This window comes from Streptomyces sp. NPDC048278, assembly GCF_040652195.1.
Classification (GTDB): Bacteria; Actinomycetota; Actinomycetes; order Streptomycetales; family Streptomycetaceae; genus Streptomyces.
The window spans coordinates 254,897-273,045 of the sequence record NZ_JBEZLP010000013.1 but is presented as its reverse complement, the minus strand read 5'-3'; the positions used below and the strand labels follow the sequence as shown (position 1 = coordinate 273,045).

Genomic DNA, 18,149 nt, shown 5'->3' with positions numbered 1-18,149 from the left:
CCGGTCAGGCGGGGCCGAGGCGGACGTCGGCGGCGGCGACGACCGTACCGAGGCGCGGGAAGTCGAGCCGCACGGACGCCTCGTGCTCGGGGCCGGTGAGGGCGGCCATGGCGTCCTCGACGAAGACCAGGTCGTAGCCGAGGTCGCCGGCGGCGCGGGCGGTGGACTCGACGCCGAGGTTGGTGGCGATGCCGCCGAACACGAGCCGGGTGATGCCGAGCGCGCGCAGCCGGGCGTCGAGTTCGGTGCCCTGGAAGCCGCCGATCGTCCGCTTGACGATCTCCACGTCCCCCTCCTTTCTGAGTCCGGCGACGAGTGCGCTGCCCGGCGGCTGCTCCGCGACAGAGGGCCGTTCGACGCGGATCAGCACCACGGGCGCGCCGGCGGCGCGGAAGGAGTGGGCCAGTTCCTCGGCGGTGTGCAGGACTTCGGTGCCTTTGCGGGGCTCCAGGGGCAGCGCGACGATGCGGTCCATCAGGTCGACGAGGACGAGGGCCGTGTGCGCCGGATCGAGCGCCAGGGGTGCGGTCATGACGGAACGTTAGCCGCCATGAGCCGTCCGTACCGGAAATCCGGATCAACAGGCCCGTGAACTGGACGCGTTCGGCAGCCGACGGCGGTGCGCTCAGCGGCCGAGGGGCCCGGTGCCGACCGCGGGCCGCGGCTGCGCCGCCGGAGCCGCCGCGGGTTCGGCCGCCTCCTGGACCTCTGCGTCCCGGGCCTCCGGGTCCTGGGCACGGCGCTTGGCGATCACCGCGCACACCATGAGCTGCATCTGGTGGAAGAGCATCAGCGGCAGCACGGCCAGCGAGGCGTGGGCGCCGAACAGGACGCTGGCCATGGGCAGTCCGGAGGCGAGGGACTTCTTCGACCCGGCGAACTGGATGGCGATCCGGTCCCCGCGCCCGAAGCCGAGCGCCCTGGCCCCGTACCAGGTGAGCAGGAGCATCACGGCGAGCAGGACGGCCTCGACGGCGAGCAGCCCGGCCAGCCGGGCCGCGCTCACCTGGTGCCAGATGCCCCGGACCATGCCCTCGCTGAACGCGGTGTAGACGACGAGCAGGATGGAGCCGCGGTCGACGAGGCCGAGGATCCTCTTGTGCCGGGTGATGAAGCCCCCGATCCACCGGCGCAGCAGCTGCCCGGCGACGAACGGCACCAGCAGCTGGAGCACGATCTTCACGATCGAGTCGGCGGAGAACCCGCCGCCGCTGTTGCCGAGCAGCGCGGCGGCGAGCAACGGGGTGAGGACGATGCCGATCAGCGAGGAGAAGGAGCCGGCGCAGATCGCGGCCGGCACGTTGCCCCGGGCGATGGAGGTGAAGGCGATCGACGACTGGATGGTGGAGGGCACCAGGGTCAGGAAGAGGAGGCCCTGGTAGAGCGGATGGGTGAGCAGCACCGGCACCAGACCGCGGGCCGCCAGGCCGAGCACAGGGAAGACCACGAAGGTGCAGGCCAGGACCGTGACGTGGAGCCGCCAGTGGCGCAGCCCGTCGACGGCCTCACGGGTGGACAGGCGGGCGCCGTAGAGGAAGAAGAGGAAGGCGATCGCGGCCGTGGAGGCGCCGGAGGCCACGTCGGCGGCCGTGTCCCGGGCCGGAAGGAGCGCGGCGAGGCATACCGTCCCGAGCAGCAGCAGGACGTACGGGTCGATCGGCATCCGACGGGGCCAGCTCAGGCGTTTCACGGTGCTCCACTTGCGGGTCGGTCAGGGGGGCGTACCGGCGGATACGCCCGGGTTGTCGCCGGGGCCGGAAGGGCCCCCTCCATCGTCCTCCTCCGACACTTGATCGGGAATCCGGTATACCACTCTCACTGCCATCGCGTTCCGCGATAACATGTTCGAGTGTACGACCCTTCGCAGTTGCGCACCTTTCTGGCGGTGGCCCAGACGCTCAGCTTCACCCAGGCCGCCCGGCGGCTCGGACTGCGCCAGTCCACGGTCAGCCAGCACGTGCGCCGTCTGGAGGACGCGGCCGGCCGCCAGCTGTTCTCCCGGGACACGCACTCGGTGGAGCTGACCGAGGACGGCGAGGCGATGCTCGGGTTCGCCCGCCGGATCCTGGAGGTGCACGAGCAGGCGGCGGCCTTCTTCACGGGCACCCGGGTCCGCGGCCGGCTCCGTTTCGGCGCGTCCGAGGACTTCGTCCTCACCCGGCTGCCGGAGATCCTGGAGGGCTTCCGGCACGACCACCCCGAGGTCGACCTCGAACTGACGGTGGAGCTCTCGGGCACCCTGCACGAGCAGCTGGCCGCCGGGAAGCTGGACCTGGTGCTGGCCAAGCGGCGCACCGAGGACCCGCTGGGCGAGCTGGTCTGGCACGACGACCTGGTGTGGATCGGCGCGGAGCGGCTCCGCCTGGACCCCGCCCGTCCGGTCCCGCTGATCGTCTATCCCCCGCCCGGCATCACCCGCGCCCTGGCCCTGGAGGCACTGGAGCGCCAGGGCCGCGACTGGCGCATCGTCTGCACCAGCGGCAGCCTCAACGGCCTCCTCGCGGCGGCCCAGGCCGGCCTCGGTGTGATGGCCCACTCGAAGGGCCTGATCCCTCCGGGCCTGTTCCGCGTCCCGGACCGGGCAGGCCTGCCGGAACTGGGCAAGGTCGACTTCGTCCTCGTGCACGGCCCGAGACGCTCACCGGCCCAGGCGGCGGCAGACGCCTTGGCAGCAGCAATCCTGGCCGGCGGAGCCCACTTGAGACGCCCCTAGCCACAGCGCCCCTCAGGGGCGCGGGAACTGCGCGCTCAACCCCCTCCCGCCCGCAGACTCACCACAACCCCTGGTACGTCAGCTGCTTCACCCTCCGCAAAAACGGCATCGCCTCCACATGCTGCACCCCTTCCAGCCGCCCCACCGGCCCGCTCAGGTACGCGTACAGATGCGCCGTGTCCCGCAGCACCGCCGTCACCACGACATGCGAGGGGCCGGCGGTGGCCGCCGCGAACGCCACCTCGTCGTGGACCGCCAGCGCCTGCCCCACGGAGTGCATCGCGGCCGGCGTCGTGGTGATCCACAGCACCGCGGACTTCGAGAACCCCAGCACCTCGGACCGGTACTCCACGTCGATGTACACCGCCCCGGAGCCGATCAGCGCGGCCAGCCGCCGCTTCACCGAGGACTCGGACCGCCCCGTCGCCCGCTGCAGCTCCGGATACGTCGCCCGCCCGTCCCTCTCCAGCGCGGCGAGCAGCGGCGCGTCCTCCGGCTCCAGCCGCGCGGGCCCCGCGGCCTCCGGCGGCTCCGGCCGCAGCGCCGCCGCCTGCTCCTCGGACAGCGCCCCGAACTTCCGCACCCACCCCGTCGGCCCCCCGTAGAACCGGTGCAGGAGCTGCTGCGCCCTGATCTCCACCACGCTCGGGGTCCGCGGCAGCTTGCCGAGCAGCAGGTCGTCGTGGTCGCCGGCGTGGCGCGGCCTGGTCATGCAGGCGATCTCGGTGCCGCCGGAGGCCAGCCCGATCCAGGCGGTGTCGGGACGCTTGGCGAGCGCGTCGGCGATGACGGTGGCGCCGTCGGGCGCGCAGCGCAGCCGGAGCATCCACTGGTCCTGGCCGAGCCGCTCGGCGTCCCGGACCGCGACGACCCGCAGCCCGGCCTCGGCGCACAGCCGTCGGTAACGGCGGGCGACCGTCTGGTCGGAGACGCCGAGCACGGCCGCGATCCGGCTGAAGGAGGCGCGGCCGTCGACCTCCAGCGCGCTGAGCAGTTGCAGGTCCAGCGGATCCAGCGTGTCGGATTCCAGCTCCAGCATGGCGACTCCCGTCGGGTTCCGCCGCGCGGCGGAACCTCACCGACCTGAACCGTATGCGCGGCGGGACCCGCGGAGTGACGAAATCGGCCACCCCGGCGCAGTCATCAGAGGGCGCTCCGGCACCCCGCCCCTGACCGGCGGGTAACCGGCCGGGGGCCGTAATCGGGACGTACAGATTCCGTGGAGATTACGGATCCGGAACTTACTGAACCGTAAGGATTCTGTCCGGCCCTTCCCCATGTGGGCGTATTTTCCGTACGTGAGCGCGGTCATACGAGAGCAATGCTCGTTTTCGCACCCCCTCCCGCACGGTCTTCCGGTGGGGTAGCTTTCACGGCGCTGTGCGGAGCGTCACTACTACCGTCACTGTGGAGCGAGGAGCGGGGAGCGGGGTTTGCGCGAGTTCACCAACCCGCCGTTGGCGTCGGCACCGCCGGTCGGCGGTCTGGCCGACACCGTGTTCGAGCATGCCCGGACGGACCCGCTGCACGTCGCGCTGGGCCGCAAGGACGAGCTCGGCCAGTGGCGTGACGTGACCGCCGCCGAGTTCCGCGACGAGGTCCTCGCCCTCGCCAAGGGGCTCCTCGCCCGGGGCATCCGCTTCGGCGACCGGGTCGCGATCATGTCCCGCACCCGCTACGAGTGGACCCTGTTCGACTTCGCGCTGTGGACGATCGGCGCCCAGGTGGTGCCGGTCTACCCGACCTCGTCGGCGGAGCAGTGCTTCTGGATGCTGTACGACGCCGAGTGCACGGCGGCGATCGTGGAGCACGAGGACCACGCGATGACGATCGCCACCGTCATCGACCGGCTGCCGCAGCTGCGCCAGTTGTGGCAGCTCGACGAGGGCGCGGTGCAGGAGCTGTACGACGCGGGCGCCCACCTCGAGGACGACGTGGTGCACCGGCACCGGCAGGCGGTCACCCCCGACTCGGTGGCCACGATCATCTACACCTCGGGCACCACCGGCCGCCCCAAGGGCTGTGTCCTGTCGCACGGGAACTTCATGTACGAGGCGGACACGGTCGTGGCCCGCTGGGAGTCGGTGTTCCGCGCGAAGAGGGGCGAGGAGGTCTCCACCCTGCTCTTCCTGCCGCTCGCGCACGTCTTCGGGCGCATGGTGGAGGTGGCGGCGATCCGGCACGGGGTCCGCTTCGGCCACCAGCCGCAGCTGCACGCGGCGGCGCTCCTGCCCGACCTGGCCGCGTTCCGGCCGACGTTCATCCTGGCCGTGCCGTACATCTTCGAGAAGGTGTTCAACGCGGCGCGGCGCAAGGCCGAGAAGGACGGCAAGGGCGGGCCGTTCGAGAAGGCGGTCGAGATCGCGGTGAAGTACGCGGACGCGGTCGAGGCGAAGGCGTGGGGCACCGGGCCCGGTCCGTCGGCGTCGCTGCGCATGCAGCACCAGCTCTTCGACAAGCTCGTCTACTCCAAGGTGCGGGCGGCGATGGGCGGCAGGATCCGCAACGCCATGTCCGGCGGCTCGGCGATGGACCGCCGGCTCGGCCTGTTCTTCGCCGGCGCGGGCGTGCAGATCTACGAGGGCTACGGCCTGACCGAGTCGACGGCGGCGGCGACCGCCAACCCGCCCGAGCGCACCCGGTACGGCACGGTCGGGCAGGCCATTCCGGGCTCCACCGTGCACATCGCGGACGACGGGGAGATCTGGCTGCACGGCGGCAACGTCTTCCAGGGCTACCTGAACAACCAGAAGGCCACCGACGCCACCCTGCACGACGGCTGGCTGGCCACCGGTGACCTGGGCGCCCTCGACGAGGACGGCTATCTGACGATCACCGGCCGCAAGAAGGAGATCCTGGTGACCTCCGGCGGCAAGAGCGTCTCCCCCGGCGTGCTGGAGGAGCGGGTCCGGGACCATCCGCTGGTCAACCAGTGCATCGTGGTCGGCAACGACCGCCCCTACATCGCCGCCCTGGTCACCCTCGACACCGAGGCGGTCGAGCACTGGCTGACCATGCGCGGCAAGCCGCAGATGTCCGCGGCCCAGCTGGTGCGCGACGCCGACCTGGAGACCGAGGTGCGGCGCGCGGTGGTGGCCGCCAACACCCTGGTCTCACAGGCCGAGTCGATCCGTACGTTCCGTATCCTCGCCCAGCCGTTCACCGAGGAACACGGTTTGCTGACCCCGTCGTTGAAGCTGAAGCGCAAGGCGATCGAGAACGCCTACGCCAACGAGGTCGAGGCCCTGTACCGGGCCTGACGGCCTGTCAACTGCGCTGTCAACTGGGCTCTGTCAGCTGATGTTGACCCGGAAGATCTTGTCGGATCCGTCCGGTTCGTTGCCGTTGTTGTCGCAGTTGGTGGTGGACAGCCACAGCTGGTCGGCGCCCGGCACCTTGGTCACGGTCCGCAGCCGGCCGTAGGTCCCGACGTAGTACGCCGTCGGGGTGCCGACGTTCTCGGTGTCGCCGTTGATCGGGATGCGCCAGAGCCGTTCGCCGCGCAGGGACGCCATGTAGACGACGTTGCGGACGATGGCGATGCCGCTCGGGGACGCCTCGGAGACGTTCCAGGTGGCCTTGGGGTTGGTCATCCCGGCGACCGAGCAGGTGCCCTCGCAGGTCGGCCAGCCGTAGTTGGCGCCGGGCTTGATCAGGTTCAGCTCGTCCTTGGAGCTGTTGCCGAACTCGGCTTCCCACAGCCGCCCGTTGCGGTCGAAGGCGAGGCCCTGGGGGTTGCGGTGGCCGAGGCTGTAGACGTAGTTGCCGAACGGGTTGCCGGGGGCCGGCTTGCCGTCGGTCGTCATGCGCAGGATCTTGCCGTTGAGGGAGTTCTTGTCCTGGGCGAGGTCGGGGGTCTGGGCCTCCCCGGTGGAGACGTAGAGGTAGCCGTCGGGGCCGAAGAGGAGCCGGCCGCCGTTGTGGTAGCGGTTCTTCTTGATGCCCTGGAGCAGGATCTTGTAGTCGCTGAGCTTGGTGCCGTCGTAGGTCATGCGCACGACCCGGTTGCCCTCGTCGGCGGTGTGCATGAAGTAGACGTAGTGGTTGGTCTCCCACTTGGGGTCGACGGCGACGCCGAGCAGGCCGCCCTCGCCGTTGGTGGTGACGGCGTTCGGGACGGTCCCGACCTGGGTCCGGGTGCCGTCCTTGGTCACCTTCCAGACCCGGAAGTCGTCCCGCTCGGTGACCAGCGCGGTCTTGCCGTCGGGCATCCAGTAGGTGCCCCAGGGGATGGTCCAGCCGCTGGAGAGCGTGGCGATGGAGGAGGGGGTGCCGCCGTCGGTGGCGCAGGCCTTGGTGGTGAAGGTGACGGCGTTGCTCGGCTGGGAGACGTTCCCTGCCGCGTCACGGGCGACGACGTCCAGGGTGTAGGGGCTGTCGCAGGCGAGCCCGGTGAGGGTGCTGGTCGTGCCGCCGGTGACCGTCTGGTAGACGGTGCTCCCGCTGCGGATGTCGTACGCGGTCACCGCCCGGTCGTCGGTGGACGCGCCCCAGGAGAGGTCGGCGGTGTTCGCGGTGACGTTCGTCGCGGACAGGGTGCCGGGGGCGGTGGGCGGGGTGCTGTCGCTGCTCGGCTGGGTCGTGCAGTCGACGACGGGACTGGCGGGCGAGGTGTTGCCGGCCGCGTCGCGGGCGATGACGGTCAGGTCGTAGGTGGTGTTCGGAGCCAGCCCGGTGAGGGTCTTCGAGGTCGAACTCCCGGCCGCCTCACCGATCTTGTTGCCGTGCTCGTAGAGGTCGTACGCCGTCACGCCCACGTTGTCGGTGGCGGCGCCCCAGGCGAGGGTGAGGGTGTCCTCGCCGATGGCGGAGCAGGACGGCTGGCCGGGGCGGGTGGGGGCCTGGGTGTCGGCCGCCGCGGCCAGGCTGACCTTGTCCAGGTTGGGGCCGCCGTTCGCGGTGGTGGCGGTGGCACGGATCTTGTTGCTGCCCGCGGTCAGCGGGACGTTCACCGTCTTGGTCGCCCAGGTGTTCCAGTCGGCGGTGGCCGGGAAGGAGACGCCGGAGGCGACGACCGTGCCGTTGACGGAGATGTCCATCGGCCGGTCGGTGTCGGTGCCGTTGGCGAAGCGCACGGCGAGCGCGGAGGTGCCGGCGGTGGCGGCGCTCACCGTGAACTCCACGTACGAGCCCTTGATGTTGGTGTAGTCGACGAAGCCGGTGCCGGTGTAGCCGGTGTGGTTGGTGGCGACGGCGCCCTGGGAGATCGTGGCGTCCTCGGCCTGGTAGTCGGTGGCCGCCCGCGCGGTCCCCGGCACCAGGGCGACCAGCGGGACGGCGAGGGCCAGCGGCAGGGCACGGGCCAGCAGCGTTCTGGGTGTCATGACGGTCCTCCTCAGCCGAGCGGCCGGACGCGGATCAGCCGGGTCTCGCCCGGGCGCAGGGTCGCGCTGTAGGTGGTGGCGACGGTGCCCTTGTGGGAGCCGGACCACAGGTCGGTGACGTCTCCGGAGCCGGTGAAGCCGACCTGGGACCAGTCCACGCTCACCGTGGAGCTGCCGGAGGTGCCGGTGTTGAAGAGGGCCACGACGTACTGGCCGTCGCTCTCCTTCTTGCTCCAGACCTGCTTGACCCCGCTGTTCACGATCCGCTTCGCGGCCACGCCGTCCTGGTCGACGCCGATCAGCCGGTCGTTGGTGAGCATGGCCTTGTCGACGGTGTCGAGGTGGGTGAGGTCGGTGCCGAGCAGCAGCGGGGCGGCGGCCATCGCCCACAGGGTGAAGTGGGAGCGCCGCTGGTCGGCGGTGAGGCCCACCTGGTCGCCGTTGCCGATCTCCAGCGAGTCCAGGTCGTTCCAGCCGCCGGGTCCCGCGTACTGCTGCCAGTTCGCGGCGGTGTTGAAGCGGGCGGAGACGTGCGACCAGTCGGTGAGCGGGTAGCCGCTGCCGTTGTCGCCGGGTCCGCAGTAGCACTCGACGTCGCCCTGGGTGCGCCAGCTGTTGGCCAGGGACCGCCAGGTCGGGGCGTCGGCGATGGCGAGGTTGTTGGAGAGCGCGAAGGTGATGGGGCGGCCGGAGACGCGCAGGGCCTTGGACCAGGCCTGGACGTCGGGGATGTCCTGGCTGCCCACCCCGTCGATCTTCAGGTAGTCGACTCCCCAGGAGGCGAACTGCTTCGCCCAGGAGTTCACGAATTCCTGCGCGCCCGGCTTGGAGTAGTCGATGTAGTACATGTTCTTGCAGTTGTAGTTCTTCTCGGTCTTCGAGGTGTCCGCGATGTCCTGCGCGTGGTACGAGGTGCCCTCGATCGGGGTGTTCCTGGTCACGGCGTTCTTGGCGATGCCGGGCGTGACGTAGAAGCCGAACTTCAGGCCCTTGGCGTGGACGTAGTCCGCGAGGGCCTTGATGCCGTCGGGGAACTTGGCGGTGTCAACGGCCCAGCGGCCGTAGGAGTCGACGGTGAAGCCGTTTCCGTCGCACTTCTGCCAGAAGTCGTCGAGGTTGACCTGGACGAAGCCGTGGTCCTTCAGGCCGCTCGCGGCGAGCGCGTCGGCCTGGGCCTCGATCTTGGCCTGGGTGGGCGACCGGCGCACATAGCTCCAGCTGCTCCAGCCCATCGCGGGCCGCATCGCCTGGCCGTTGTCGGAGGCGGGGGCCGGGTGGCCGGGGTTCAGCAGCGGCACGGCCGCCGCGGCCAGCACCGTGACAGCCGCCACGGTGAGGGTTCTGGTCCTGGTCACGGGCGTCCTCCGGTCACGGGCGTCGCGTAGGCGGTGCCGATCCACGCCTCGTCGATCCGCAGCCGCTGGTAGCGGGTGGTGTCGGTGGAGGCGGCCCAGGTGGAGTCCACCTCCAGGCGGACGTAACGGGCCGTCGCGGCGGTGAGGTCGATGCCCTGGATGCCGCGCCGGCTGGGCAGCTGGCCGGACTTGACGGCGCTCCCCCAGGTGGTGCCGTCGTTGCTGAGGTACACCTTGTAGTCCTTGATGCGGGCCGACTGCTCGGTGTCCGAGCGGGCGTAGGCGACCGAGTCCTCACGCTGGTTGAGGCCGAGGTACTGCACCTTCTTGGCCGAGCCGAGGTCGAAGGTGAGGTTCACGGGCAGCGTCTTGTTGTTGTCCCAGTAGGTGAGGTAGTCGCCGTCCCCTGCGGCAGGGCCCGTGTGCCCGCTCGCCGAGGCGCTCGCGGTCACCTTGACGCCGGAGAGGATGCCCTGGCGGCCGGCGGTGGTGACCTTGAAGACGGTGTCGTACGGGTCCCAGTCCGCGAGCCCGGTGAGGGTCAGCACGCCGCCGGACTGCGACCAGGAGACTGCCTTGCCGGTACGGAGGTTGGTGACCGAGGCGATGCGGTAGCCGTTGTCGCGGATCCGCAGGGTGCTGGTCGACGGCGGGGTCAGGACGTGGACGTACTGGCGGTCCGGGTCGTCCTTGGCGATCGTCGTCACGCCGTGGGCGCCGTCGTTCCAGAAGCCGGGTTTGAGGCCGCCGTACATGTACCCGCCGCCCTCGGTACCGTGCAGGGACTCCCAGATGGGGTTCAGGTAGGAGTTGGCGAAGTTGTTGAAGGCGGCCTGGTTCGAGGGGAACTTGCCGTTGACCTGGGCGGTCTCGGCCATCAGGGCCTTCACCGAGGAGCCCGCGTTGGTCACGAGGCGGCCGAGGGTGAGCATCTTGTCGACGGACGGGTCGGAGCCGTCGTACCACCAGGCACCGGTCGAGGGCAGCTTGAAGTCGGCCTCGGTCAGCCGGGGCTGGGCGGTGTAGACGGCCTGCGGGTAGTCGTAGGCCGGTGCCATCCCCGTCTTCTGCTCATTGCTGATCATGTCCATGATCGGCGTGTCCTCGTTGTTGTTGCTGAGCGTGTAGTTCGGGCGCTTCTGGTAGATCTGCTGGTAGAGGTCGTGGCTCTCCCAGTAGGCGTTGTCGTTGTCGATCCAGAAGCCGCCGAGGTCGGGGTAGCGGTCCATGACCTCGAAGAAGTTGTCGTAGCTGAACTGCCCGAAGCCGTCGTTGGTGGTCAGGTCGATGTTCTTGCCCTTGTAGGCGGAGTAGGCGGCGGAGTCCAGCCACTCGTGCCCGCCCTCGTCGTGCCACTGGGGGTCGTTGGTCATGTAGAGGATGACCTTCATGCCCTTGGCCTTGGCCGCGGTGATCAGTTCGCCGAGGAAGTCCCGTTTGGTGGAGCAGGAGCCGGGGATCTTCGACGGCCAGGGGCGAGCGTAGCCGAGGCGGCTGTGGAAGGTGGCGAGGACCAGGTACTGGGTGTGCAGCTTCTGGGCCTCGTTCACCCAGTAGTCCGGGGTCCAGCCGCCGTTGGTGACGTCGTTCTCCCAGGCGGTGCAGCTGGTGTGGGCGGGCGCGGTGCGCTCCCCCCAGTGCAGGAAGAGCCCGCCGACGGAGCCGCGGAGGAAGTCCTGGCGGGGGTTCTCCAGGTCGAGCGGCCGTGCGGCCGTACCGCAGTCCTGGCCGCCGGAGACGCGCAGCGCGCCGCCCGAGGTGGTGTGGCTGTCCGTCAGGCAGGCGCCGGTGACGTCCTGGAGGACGACGTCGTACGGGGAGTTGCTCCCCTTCTGGGCGGTGAAGCGGGTGAGGCGGAGGTCGCTCGCCGCGTTGGCGATGACGGCCGGACGCCCGTCGTTCGCGGCGAACTTCACGCTGCTGTCGGTGAACTGGACATGGTCGGCGTTGTGCAGGTACCAGCCGTAGGCCGGCCGGGTGCCGATGGCCTTGGGGTTGTAGTCGTTCGGGTCGTTGCTGGGCACGCCGGTGGACATGGTGCCGTTGCCGCCGGGGACCGTGATGTTGACGTTGTCGAAGGTCACCCCGCTGATGCGGTGGCCGCTCTCGCCCCACAGGGTCGGGCTGAAGGAGGGGCTGTTGCCGGTGGCGGTGATGTTGTCGTAGGTGACGTCGCTGATCGATCCGACGCCGGGACTGTTCCCGCAGCGTTTCCGCGTCCCGATCTTCTCCATGATCGGCGAGTGCACGTTCGTCATCGTGATGTCGCGGTAGTGGACGTCGGAGATCTTCGCGCCGTCCATGGAGACCATGCCGAGGCCGGACTTGTCGGCGCCGTCGATGCGGATGTGCTCGAACTGGTAGTCCGAGAAGTCGCCGCAGGTCTCGGAGCCGAACATCAGGGCGTTGCAGCACTTGGCCGACAGGGTCGAATCGCTCACCCGGACATGGCCGTTGGGGAGCTTGGCGCCGAGGGCGTAGTCGCTCTTGAAGACCAGGGCGTCGTCGTTGGCCTTGATGTCGGCGTTGATGATCGTGGCGTTCGTGGTGGAGATGACGTTCCAGCCGTCGCGGTCGCTCGCGGTGTCGATGGTCAGGTGGTCCGACGTCACGTTGTTGCAGCCGTTGATGAGAGCCGCGAAGTGGCCGCCGCGGCGGAGGGTGAGACCGTCGCCGATCCGGAGGCCGTCGCACCGGGTCAGCGAGATGATCTTGTCGGCCTCGCCGGTCTTCGGGTTGCCGGTGATCAGGTTGCCCGCGCCGTCGATGACGCCCTGCCCGACGAAGCCGATGTCGGTGAGCTTGTCGCCGTAGATCATCGCGTCGTGGAAGTGGCTGTGGCCGTAGTCCTGGTAGGCGTCGTTCGGGTTGGACTCGGCCTTGTCGTAGGTGTCCGCGCTGGAGCCCTGGAGGGTGGCGCCCTTGTCGAGCTGGAGCGTCACATGGCTCTTCATGTGGATGGTGTTCTTGGACTTGTAGGTGCCAGCGGTGAAGCGGACGGTGCCGCCGCCCGCCGCGTTCGCGGCCGTGACGGCCTTGTCGATGGCCGGGGAGTCGTTGGCGGAGCCGTCGCCCTTGGCGCCGTAGTCACGGACGTCGTAGACGGCGCCGGCGCGCGGCGCGGCGGTCTGCGACGAGGCGAGGGCCGCGGGGTGGGAGAGGCCGAGGACGACGGCGAGGACGAAGAGGACGATGGCGGCAGCGCGGTGCCGCTCGGCGGTGGGGGGTTTCATGGTGGCGGTTCCTCACACCTGTTGGTAGCCGCGGAGGTTGGTGAGCAGGAGATAGGTGTCCTGGAGCGAGCCCGAGGTGTCGCCGAGGGAGCGGTAGATGCCCCACTTCGGGCGGACCCGGTCGGCCAGGAAGGTGTCGACGCCGGTCTTGGAGACGTCGATCACGGTGGCGCCGCCGGACTTGAGGATCCAGCGGACCGAGCCCGCCGTCCCGTTGCCGACCTTGATCTGGAAATCGACGTCGGTCCAGTTGTCGTGCAGCGGGTCGAGGTCGGCACGGCCGACGATGATGCCGTCGGTGGCGAGGTTCAGCTCGATGGTCTGCTTGCCGTTCACCCGGCGCAGGGACTGCGTGACGATCGGGGAGGTGCCGCTGCCGGGCTGTTTCATCTGCATGATGTGGGTGAAGGTGGTGGTCGCCTTCAGCGAGCTCGGGATGTACATCGAGTAGGTGACCCGCCAGGTCTGGCCCTGGTTCCACTTGAGGTAGTCGCTGCCGCTGCCGTTGCGCAGGCCGGTGACCTCCTGGCGCTGGCGGTCGGTCGAGGTGTCGCGGTCGACCGTGTGCATGTTGAAGCGCCAGTTGTTCCCCGTCGCGAAGATGTGCGGGTGCCCGGCGGGGTGGGAGTCGGCGCGGTCGTCCTCGACGGTCTCGAAGGCACCGAGGCCGTCGCTGCTCGCCGACGGCTGCCACTTGAGCTGCCAGGACGCCGCGTGCGCGGTGGTCGCGGGCAGGCCGACGGCGGCCGTCGCGGCACCGGCGAGCGCGGCTCCCAGCACCGCCCTTCTGGATGTTGTGCTCATGACACTGAATCACCTCGCAGTTGTTCGTTCATGATCAGGAAGGCCCCGAGACCGTGGAAGTCGTTCACGGCCCGGGTGCGGCCGACGTAGTACGCGTAGTCGCCGACGTTGGTGCCGATGGAGATGTCGGCGAGGTCGGTGCGGCCGTCCGAGCCGACGGACAGCTCGGCGAGCACGCCCTGGTAGCCACGGCGGGCGACGGCCGCGTAGTGCGGGTCGAGGTAGTGCTGCTGGGCTCCGCGCGAGAGGGCGTAGGTGAACATGCTGGAGCAGGAGGTCTCGGTCCAGTTGTCGCTCCGGCCGCCCTTGTCGATCACCTGGAACCAGCGGCCGGTCGCCGGGTCCTGGTACCGCTCCAGCCCTGCCGCCAACTCCTGGAAGATGCCGAGGAGTTGCGGGCGGCGAGGCTGGTTCGCCGGAATCGCGTCCAGCACGTTGACGATCGCCATCGCGTACCAGCCGACGGCCCGGCACCAGTGCTCGGGGGCGAGCCCGGTCGTCGGGTCCGCCCAGCTCGCGGTCCTCGACTCGTCGTAGGCGTGCTTGAGCAGGCCGTTGGCGACCTGGAGGTGGCCGCCGTAGACGGCGAGCTGCTTGGCCGCCTCGTCGTCGGTGTACGCGCTGTCGCCGAACTCCTTGCCGTACTCGACGAGGAACGGGTTCACCATGTAGACGCCGTCCGCCCAGAGTTGATGGGCGCGGCTGGAGTTGTCCGCGTGCCAGAAGCCGCCGTCGCTCGTGCGCGGGTAGGTGTTCAGGCGGTCGCGGATCTTCTTGGCCGCCTTGCGGTAGCGGTCCTGGCCGGTCTCGTGGTGCAGGATCACCAGGAGCCGGCCCGCCTGCATGCTGTCCAGGCTGTTGAAGGACTGGTCGATCGAGCCGTCGCTCTTCACGAACCGGTCGACGTAGTTCTTGATGTAGGTGAGGTAGCGGGCGTCGTGGGTGCGCCGGTAGGTGAGGTACTGGCCGTAGAGGTAGAGGCCGACCGGGTAGGACCAACCGCCGATGGTGCTCGGGGTGTAGCGGGCCGTCGTGGAGTCGACGACCGCGGTGGACCAGTCGGTGGCGGCGGCCGGCCTGGCCGGCGCGACGGCCGCGACTGCCGCGGCGGCGGGCGGGGGTACGGCCGCGGGGAGCGCGACCAGCGGGGCGGTGGTGAGGGCGACGGCCGCGAGGGCGACTCGCAGGCGTTTCATGGTCCTCCTTCTGCAAGAGCTTCTCTGGGGACGGCGGCCTCGGTGGTCCGCCGCAGGGGTACGAGGTGGTGGTCGGGGGCGTGGCGACAGGCCGGGTCGGCGTTGCGGGCGTCTCCGGTGAGTGCGTACGCCTGGCAGCGGCAGCCGCCGAAGTCGGTGGTGCGCAGGGCGCAGCCGCGGCAGGGCTCGCGCATCCACGACTCGCCCCGGTAGGCGTTGAAGGCCTTCGACTCCCGCCAGATCCAGCGGAGTCGACGGTCCTTGACGTTGGGCGGGTCGAGGCCGGGCAGGGTGCCTGCGGCCGGGCAGGGCAGGACGGTGCCGTCGGGGGTGACGGTGAGCGAGATCCGGCCCCAGCCGCCCATGCAGGGCTTCGCGGTGCCGGTGAGGAGGTCGGGGGCGACCCACACCAGCTCCGGTTCGTCCAGGCGCCGGCGCCAGCGCAGGACCGTCTCGCGGGCCCGTTCGACCTGTCCGGGCGTCGGCAGCAGCGCGGCGCGGTTGCGGGCCGCCCAGCCGTGGTACTGGGTGTTGGCCAGCTCGATCCGGTCCACGCCCCAGGCCACGCCGAGCGCGATCAGGTCCTCGACGGCGTCCAGGTTGCCCCGGTGCAGGACGACGTTCAGCCCGAAGGGCAGGCCCGCCGCCCTGATCAGCCCGGCCGCGCGTTCCTTGGCGGCGAACGAGCGGGCGCCGGCGATGCGTTCGGCGGCCGTCGGCTCCGCGTGCTGCACGGACAGCTGCACCCCGCGCAGCCCTGCGCCGACCAGCCCGGCCAGTCGCCGCTCGCTCAGCCCGACCCCGCTGGTGACGAGCTGGGTGTGCAGGCCCGCGGTGTCGGCGGCGGCGACCAGCTCGGCCAGATCCCGTCTGAGCAGCGGTTCGCCGCCGGACAGATGGGTCTGGACGACGCCCAGCTCACCGGCCTGCCGGAACACCTCCGCCCACTGCCCGGTGGCCAGTTCAGCTGACCGACCGATCAGTCGGACCGGGTTCGAGCAGTACCCGCAGCGCAGCGGACAGGCGTGGGTGAGCTCCGCGAGCAGCGCCCAGGGCGGCGCCGGTCCACGCGGCTCCGCGATCGTCATCGCAGCCATCCCTCCTTCCGTAACGCGGTCAGGAACTCCGGCACCTCGGCCGCGACCGGGGCGCCCGGGAACGCCTCGGACAGTTCGGCGACGATGTCGGGCACCGCCCGGCTGCCGTCGCACAGCCGGAGCACGCCGCCCGCCCCGCCGTGCAGCACGACCACCCGCTCGGGCAGCAGCAACAGGTCGGTGCCGCGGACCCGGTCGTGGCGCAGCACGGCCGTGCGGGCGAGGACGGGCCGCCAGGTCATGGCTCCGCTCCGTCCGGGGCCGCGTCCCGGCCCCCGGTGTCCCCCCGGTCCACGGCGTCGAGCAGCGCCCACAGCACCTCGCACTTGTAGGCGAGCGCGGCGACGGCACGGTCCTGCTGCTCGCGGGTGCGGGCCCAGGACTGGACCAGCGCGAGGGCCTCCGCGCCGTCCCGGGCGCCCTGGTCGACGCGGGTGCGGAAGTAGGCGAGGCCGGCCGGGTCGATCCACGGGTAGTGGCGCTCGAACGCGGAGATGCGGGTGCGCATCAGGCCGGGTGCGGACAGTTCGGTGAGGGAGGCGGCGACCGCGTCCAGGGCGGGGCGCAGCCGGCAGAAGGTGACGTACCCCTCGACCGCGAAGCGCACCCCGGGCAGCACCCGGGCGCTGTCCCACAGGTGTTCGCGCGGGAGGCCGGCCGCCTCGCCGAGGCGCAGCCAGCGCTCGATGCCGCCCTCGCCGTCGGCGGTGCCGTCGTGGTCGCGGATGCGGCGCAGCCACGGACGCCGCAGCTCGGGCCGGTCCAGTTTGGCGAGGATCAGGGCGTCCTTGACGGGGATGTGCCGCTGGTAGTGGAAGCGGTTGGTGATCCAGCGGCGCAGTTCGGCCGGGGTCAACTCGCCCCGGTGCATGCGCTCGTTGAAGGGGTGCCGGTCGTGGTAGCGGTCGGCGGTGACGGCACGCAGCCGTGCGGTGAACTCCGGGACCGGCCAGGGGTCGGCGGCGGTCCCGGCGTCCACGGCCGAGGAGACGGTGGTGACGGTCATGGCGGGTCGCCCAGGACGGATCAGCGGTCGCCGAGGGCGTAGCCGGTCACTTCCAGGGCGGTCTCCACGACCTGGTAACCAGGGCTTCGCCAGACCTTTTCATCCGATGTCTGCGGGGCGGCGGGTTCCGGCTGACGGTCCTCGGAGATCGTCTCGTTCATGGGGTGTGTACCTGCTTTCCTGAGGTTGGGGGGTCTCAGAGCGCAGAGAGAGGTTTCTCTTTCACAGGGATCGGTCGGGAAACCCACAGCGACGTTCACATCTCTGCACCGGGTTCAGCGATACGTCCGACGATGCGCACCAGAGTCCCGGCAGGAACGGGCCGCGGTCAATGGTCCGGACCCATAACGTCGGATCCATTTCCGGCCAATCTCCGCCCGTTGCGGCTGACCCATCGGTCAGTTCCGGCAGATTCCGCGGTCAGGAATGCGTCGGGGCCGGTGATCGTTGACGATGGTTGTACCACCTGTCGACAACCTAAGGATCGAGAGCTCGTGAGCAGCAAGGTCCCCCCGAAAATCCTCAACAACGGCGTCGAGATGCCCCAGCTGGGCTTCGGCGTGTGGCAGGTGCCGGACGACGAGGCCGAGCGGGCCGTCGCCACGGCACTGGAGGCCGGGTACCGCAGCATCGACACAGCGGCGATCTACGGCAACGAAGAGGGCACCGGCAAGGCGATCGCCGCGTCCGGCGTACCGCGCGAGGACATCTTCGTCACCACCAAGCTCTGGAACGCCGACCACGGGTACGACGCGACGCTGCGCGCCTTCGACGCGTCGCTGGCGAAGCTGGGTCTGGACTACCTGGACCTGTACCTCATCCACTGGCCGCTGCCGGCCCGGGGCAAGTACACCGACTCCTACAAGGCGTTCGAGAAGCTGCACGCCGACGGCCGTGTCAAGGCGATCGGCGTCTCCAACTTCCTCCCGGAGCACCTGGAGCGGCTGATCGCGGAGACCTCGGTCATCCCGGCGGTCAACCAGATCGAGCTGCACCCGCATCTGCAGCAGCGCGCGGCCCGGGAGTTCCACGAGGAGCAGGGCATCGCCACCGAGGCGTGGTCGCCGCTCGGCCAGGGCAAGGGCCTCCTGGAGGTCCCGGCGATCGTCGCGATCGCGCAGAAGCACAACCGCACCCCGGCCCAGGTCGTGCTGCGCTGGCACGTCCAGCTCGGCAACGTCGTGATCCCGAAGTCCGTGACCCCGTCCCGGATCAAGGAGAACATCCAGGTGTTCGACTTCAGCCTGGACACCGAGGACCTCGCGGCGATCAGCGCGCTCAACGAGGACCGGCGCATCGGCCCGGACCCGGCCACCTTCGACGTCGGCTGAGCGAAAGCCGCAGCACGGCCGTTCCGCCGTCCGCACGGCGGGGCGGCCGTTCGCGTTCCCCGGCCCCCGGCCCCCGTCGATATTCGCGAC

Annotated in this window: 15 protein-coding genes; 3 read left to right on the top strand and 12 right to left on the bottom strand. The window is 70.3% G+C overall.

The features are described 5' to 3' along the window. Nucleotides 1-4: 4 nt before the first annotated feature. Both AB0D74_RS24075 and AB0D74_RS24070 read right to left on the bottom strand, forming a co-directional pair. Nucleotides 5-532 (bottom strand): isochorismatase family protein, encoded by a 528-nt coding sequence (locus tag AB0D74_RS24075; protein ID WP_362590485.1) that lies wholly within the window; start codon nt 530-532, stop codon nt 5-7. A gap of 93 nt (nt 533-625) precedes the next feature. Beyond that, a complete protein-coding gene (locus AB0D74_RS24070; RefSeq protein ID WP_362590482.1) occupies nt 626-1,690 on the bottom strand; it encodes a bile acid:sodium symporter family protein in 1,065 nt (354 codons plus the stop codon). 159 nt (nt 1,691-1,849) lie between these two features. On the opposite strand from AB0D74_RS24070, the gene AB0D74_RS24065 reads away from it, so the two are divergent. After that, a complete protein-coding gene (locus tag AB0D74_RS24065; RefSeq protein ID WP_362590479.1) occupies nt 1,850-2,713 on the top strand; it encodes a LysR substrate-binding domain-containing protein in 864 nt (287 codons plus the stop codon). A gap of 58 nt (nt 2,714-2,771) precedes the next feature. Here the strand turns inward: AB0D74_RS24065 and AB0D74_RS24060 are convergent, their stop codons facing one another. Next, a complete protein-coding gene (locus tag AB0D74_RS24060) occupies nt 2,772-3,752 on the bottom strand; it encodes an AsnC family transcriptional regulator (RefSeq protein WP_362590476.1) in 981 nt (326 codons plus the stop codon). Between the two features lie 394 nt (nt 3,753-4,146). On the opposite strand from AB0D74_RS24060, the gene AB0D74_RS24055 reads away from it, so the two are divergent. Further along, entirely contained in the window at nt 4,147-5,973 is a 1,827-nt protein-coding gene (locus AB0D74_RS24055; protein WP_362590473.1) for a long-chain fatty acid--CoA ligase, read from the top strand. A gap of 33 nt (nt 5,974-6,006) precedes the next feature. Here AB0D74_RS24055 and AB0D74_RS24050 read toward each other — a convergent pair whose 3' ends face one another. The 9 genes from AB0D74_RS24050 to AB0D74_RS24010 are packed head-to-tail and all read right to left on the bottom strand — an operon-like array spanning nt 6,007 to nt 16,889. Further along, on the bottom strand, nt 6,007-8,037 hold the full coding sequence (locus AB0D74_RS24050) for a PQQ-dependent sugar dehydrogenase (protein WP_362590470.1): 2,031 nt from the start codon (nt 8,035-8,037) through the stop codon (nt 6,007-6,009). Nucleotides 8,038-8,048: 11 nt separating this feature from the next. Next, nucleotides 8,049-9,392 (bottom strand): glycoside hydrolase family 27 protein, encoded by a 1,344-nt coding sequence (locus tag AB0D74_RS24045; protein ID WP_362590467.1) that lies wholly within the window; start codon nt 9,390-9,392, stop codon nt 8,049-8,051. Then, entirely contained in the window at nt 9,389-12,625 is a 3,237-nt protein-coding gene (locus AB0D74_RS24040) for a glycosyl hydrolase family 28 protein (RefSeq protein ID WP_362590464.1), read from the bottom strand. The genes AB0D74_RS24045 and AB0D74_RS24040 overlap by 4 nt, the downstream gene beginning before the upstream one ends. Before the next feature lie 12 nt (nt 12,626-12,637). Continuing rightward, on the bottom strand, nt 12,638-13,429 hold the full coding sequence (locus tag AB0D74_RS24035) for a heparin lyase I family protein (RefSeq protein WP_362590462.1): 792 nt from the start codon (nt 13,427-13,429) through the stop codon (nt 12,638-12,640). Continuing rightward, nucleotides 13,426-14,625, bottom strand: a complete 1,200-nt coding sequence (locus AB0D74_RS24030; protein ID WP_362590459.1) for a glycoside hydrolase family 88 protein — start codon at nt 14,623-14,625, stop codon at nt 13,426-13,428. Before AB0D74_RS24030 ends, AB0D74_RS24035 begins: the two co-directional genes overlap by 4 nt. Next, nucleotides 14,622-15,713 carry a pyrroloquinoline quinone biosynthesis protein PqqE gene (gene pqqE / locus AB0D74_RS24025; protein WP_362590457.1) on the bottom strand — a complete coding sequence of 364 codons (1,092 nt, stop codon included), beginning with the start codon at nt 15,711-15,713 and terminating at the stop codon, nt 14,622-14,624. Before pqqE ends, AB0D74_RS24030 begins: the two co-directional genes overlap by 4 nt. Beyond that, entirely contained in the window at nt 15,710-15,964 is a 255-nt protein-coding gene (gene pqqD, locus AB0D74_RS24020) for a pyrroloquinoline quinone biosynthesis peptide chaperone PqqD (RefSeq protein WP_362590455.1), read from the bottom strand. Before pqqD ends, pqqE begins: the two co-directional genes overlap by 4 nt. Beyond that, nucleotides 15,961-16,728: a pyrroloquinoline-quinone synthase PqqC gene (gene pqqC / locus AB0D74_RS24015; protein WP_362590452.1), complete on the bottom strand. Its 768-nt coding sequence runs from the start codon at nt 16,726-16,728 to the stop codon at nt 15,961-15,963. Before pqqC ends, pqqD begins: the two co-directional genes overlap by 4 nt. Before the next feature lie 20 nt (nt 16,729-16,748). Continuing rightward, nucleotides 16,749-16,889, bottom strand: a complete 141-nt coding sequence (locus AB0D74_RS24010; RefSeq protein WP_362590449.1) for a pyrroloquinoline quinone precursor peptide PqqA — start codon at nt 16,887-16,889, stop codon at nt 16,749-16,751. Between the two features lie 333 nt (nt 16,890-17,222). Here AB0D74_RS24010 and AB0D74_RS24005 point away from each other — a divergent pair, with 333 nt between their 5' ends. After that, on the top strand, nt 17,223-18,059 hold the full coding sequence (locus AB0D74_RS24005; protein WP_362590446.1) for an aldo/keto reductase: 837 nt from the start codon (nt 17,223-17,225) through the stop codon (nt 18,057-18,059). Nucleotides 18,060-18,149 lie beyond the last annotated feature (90 nt).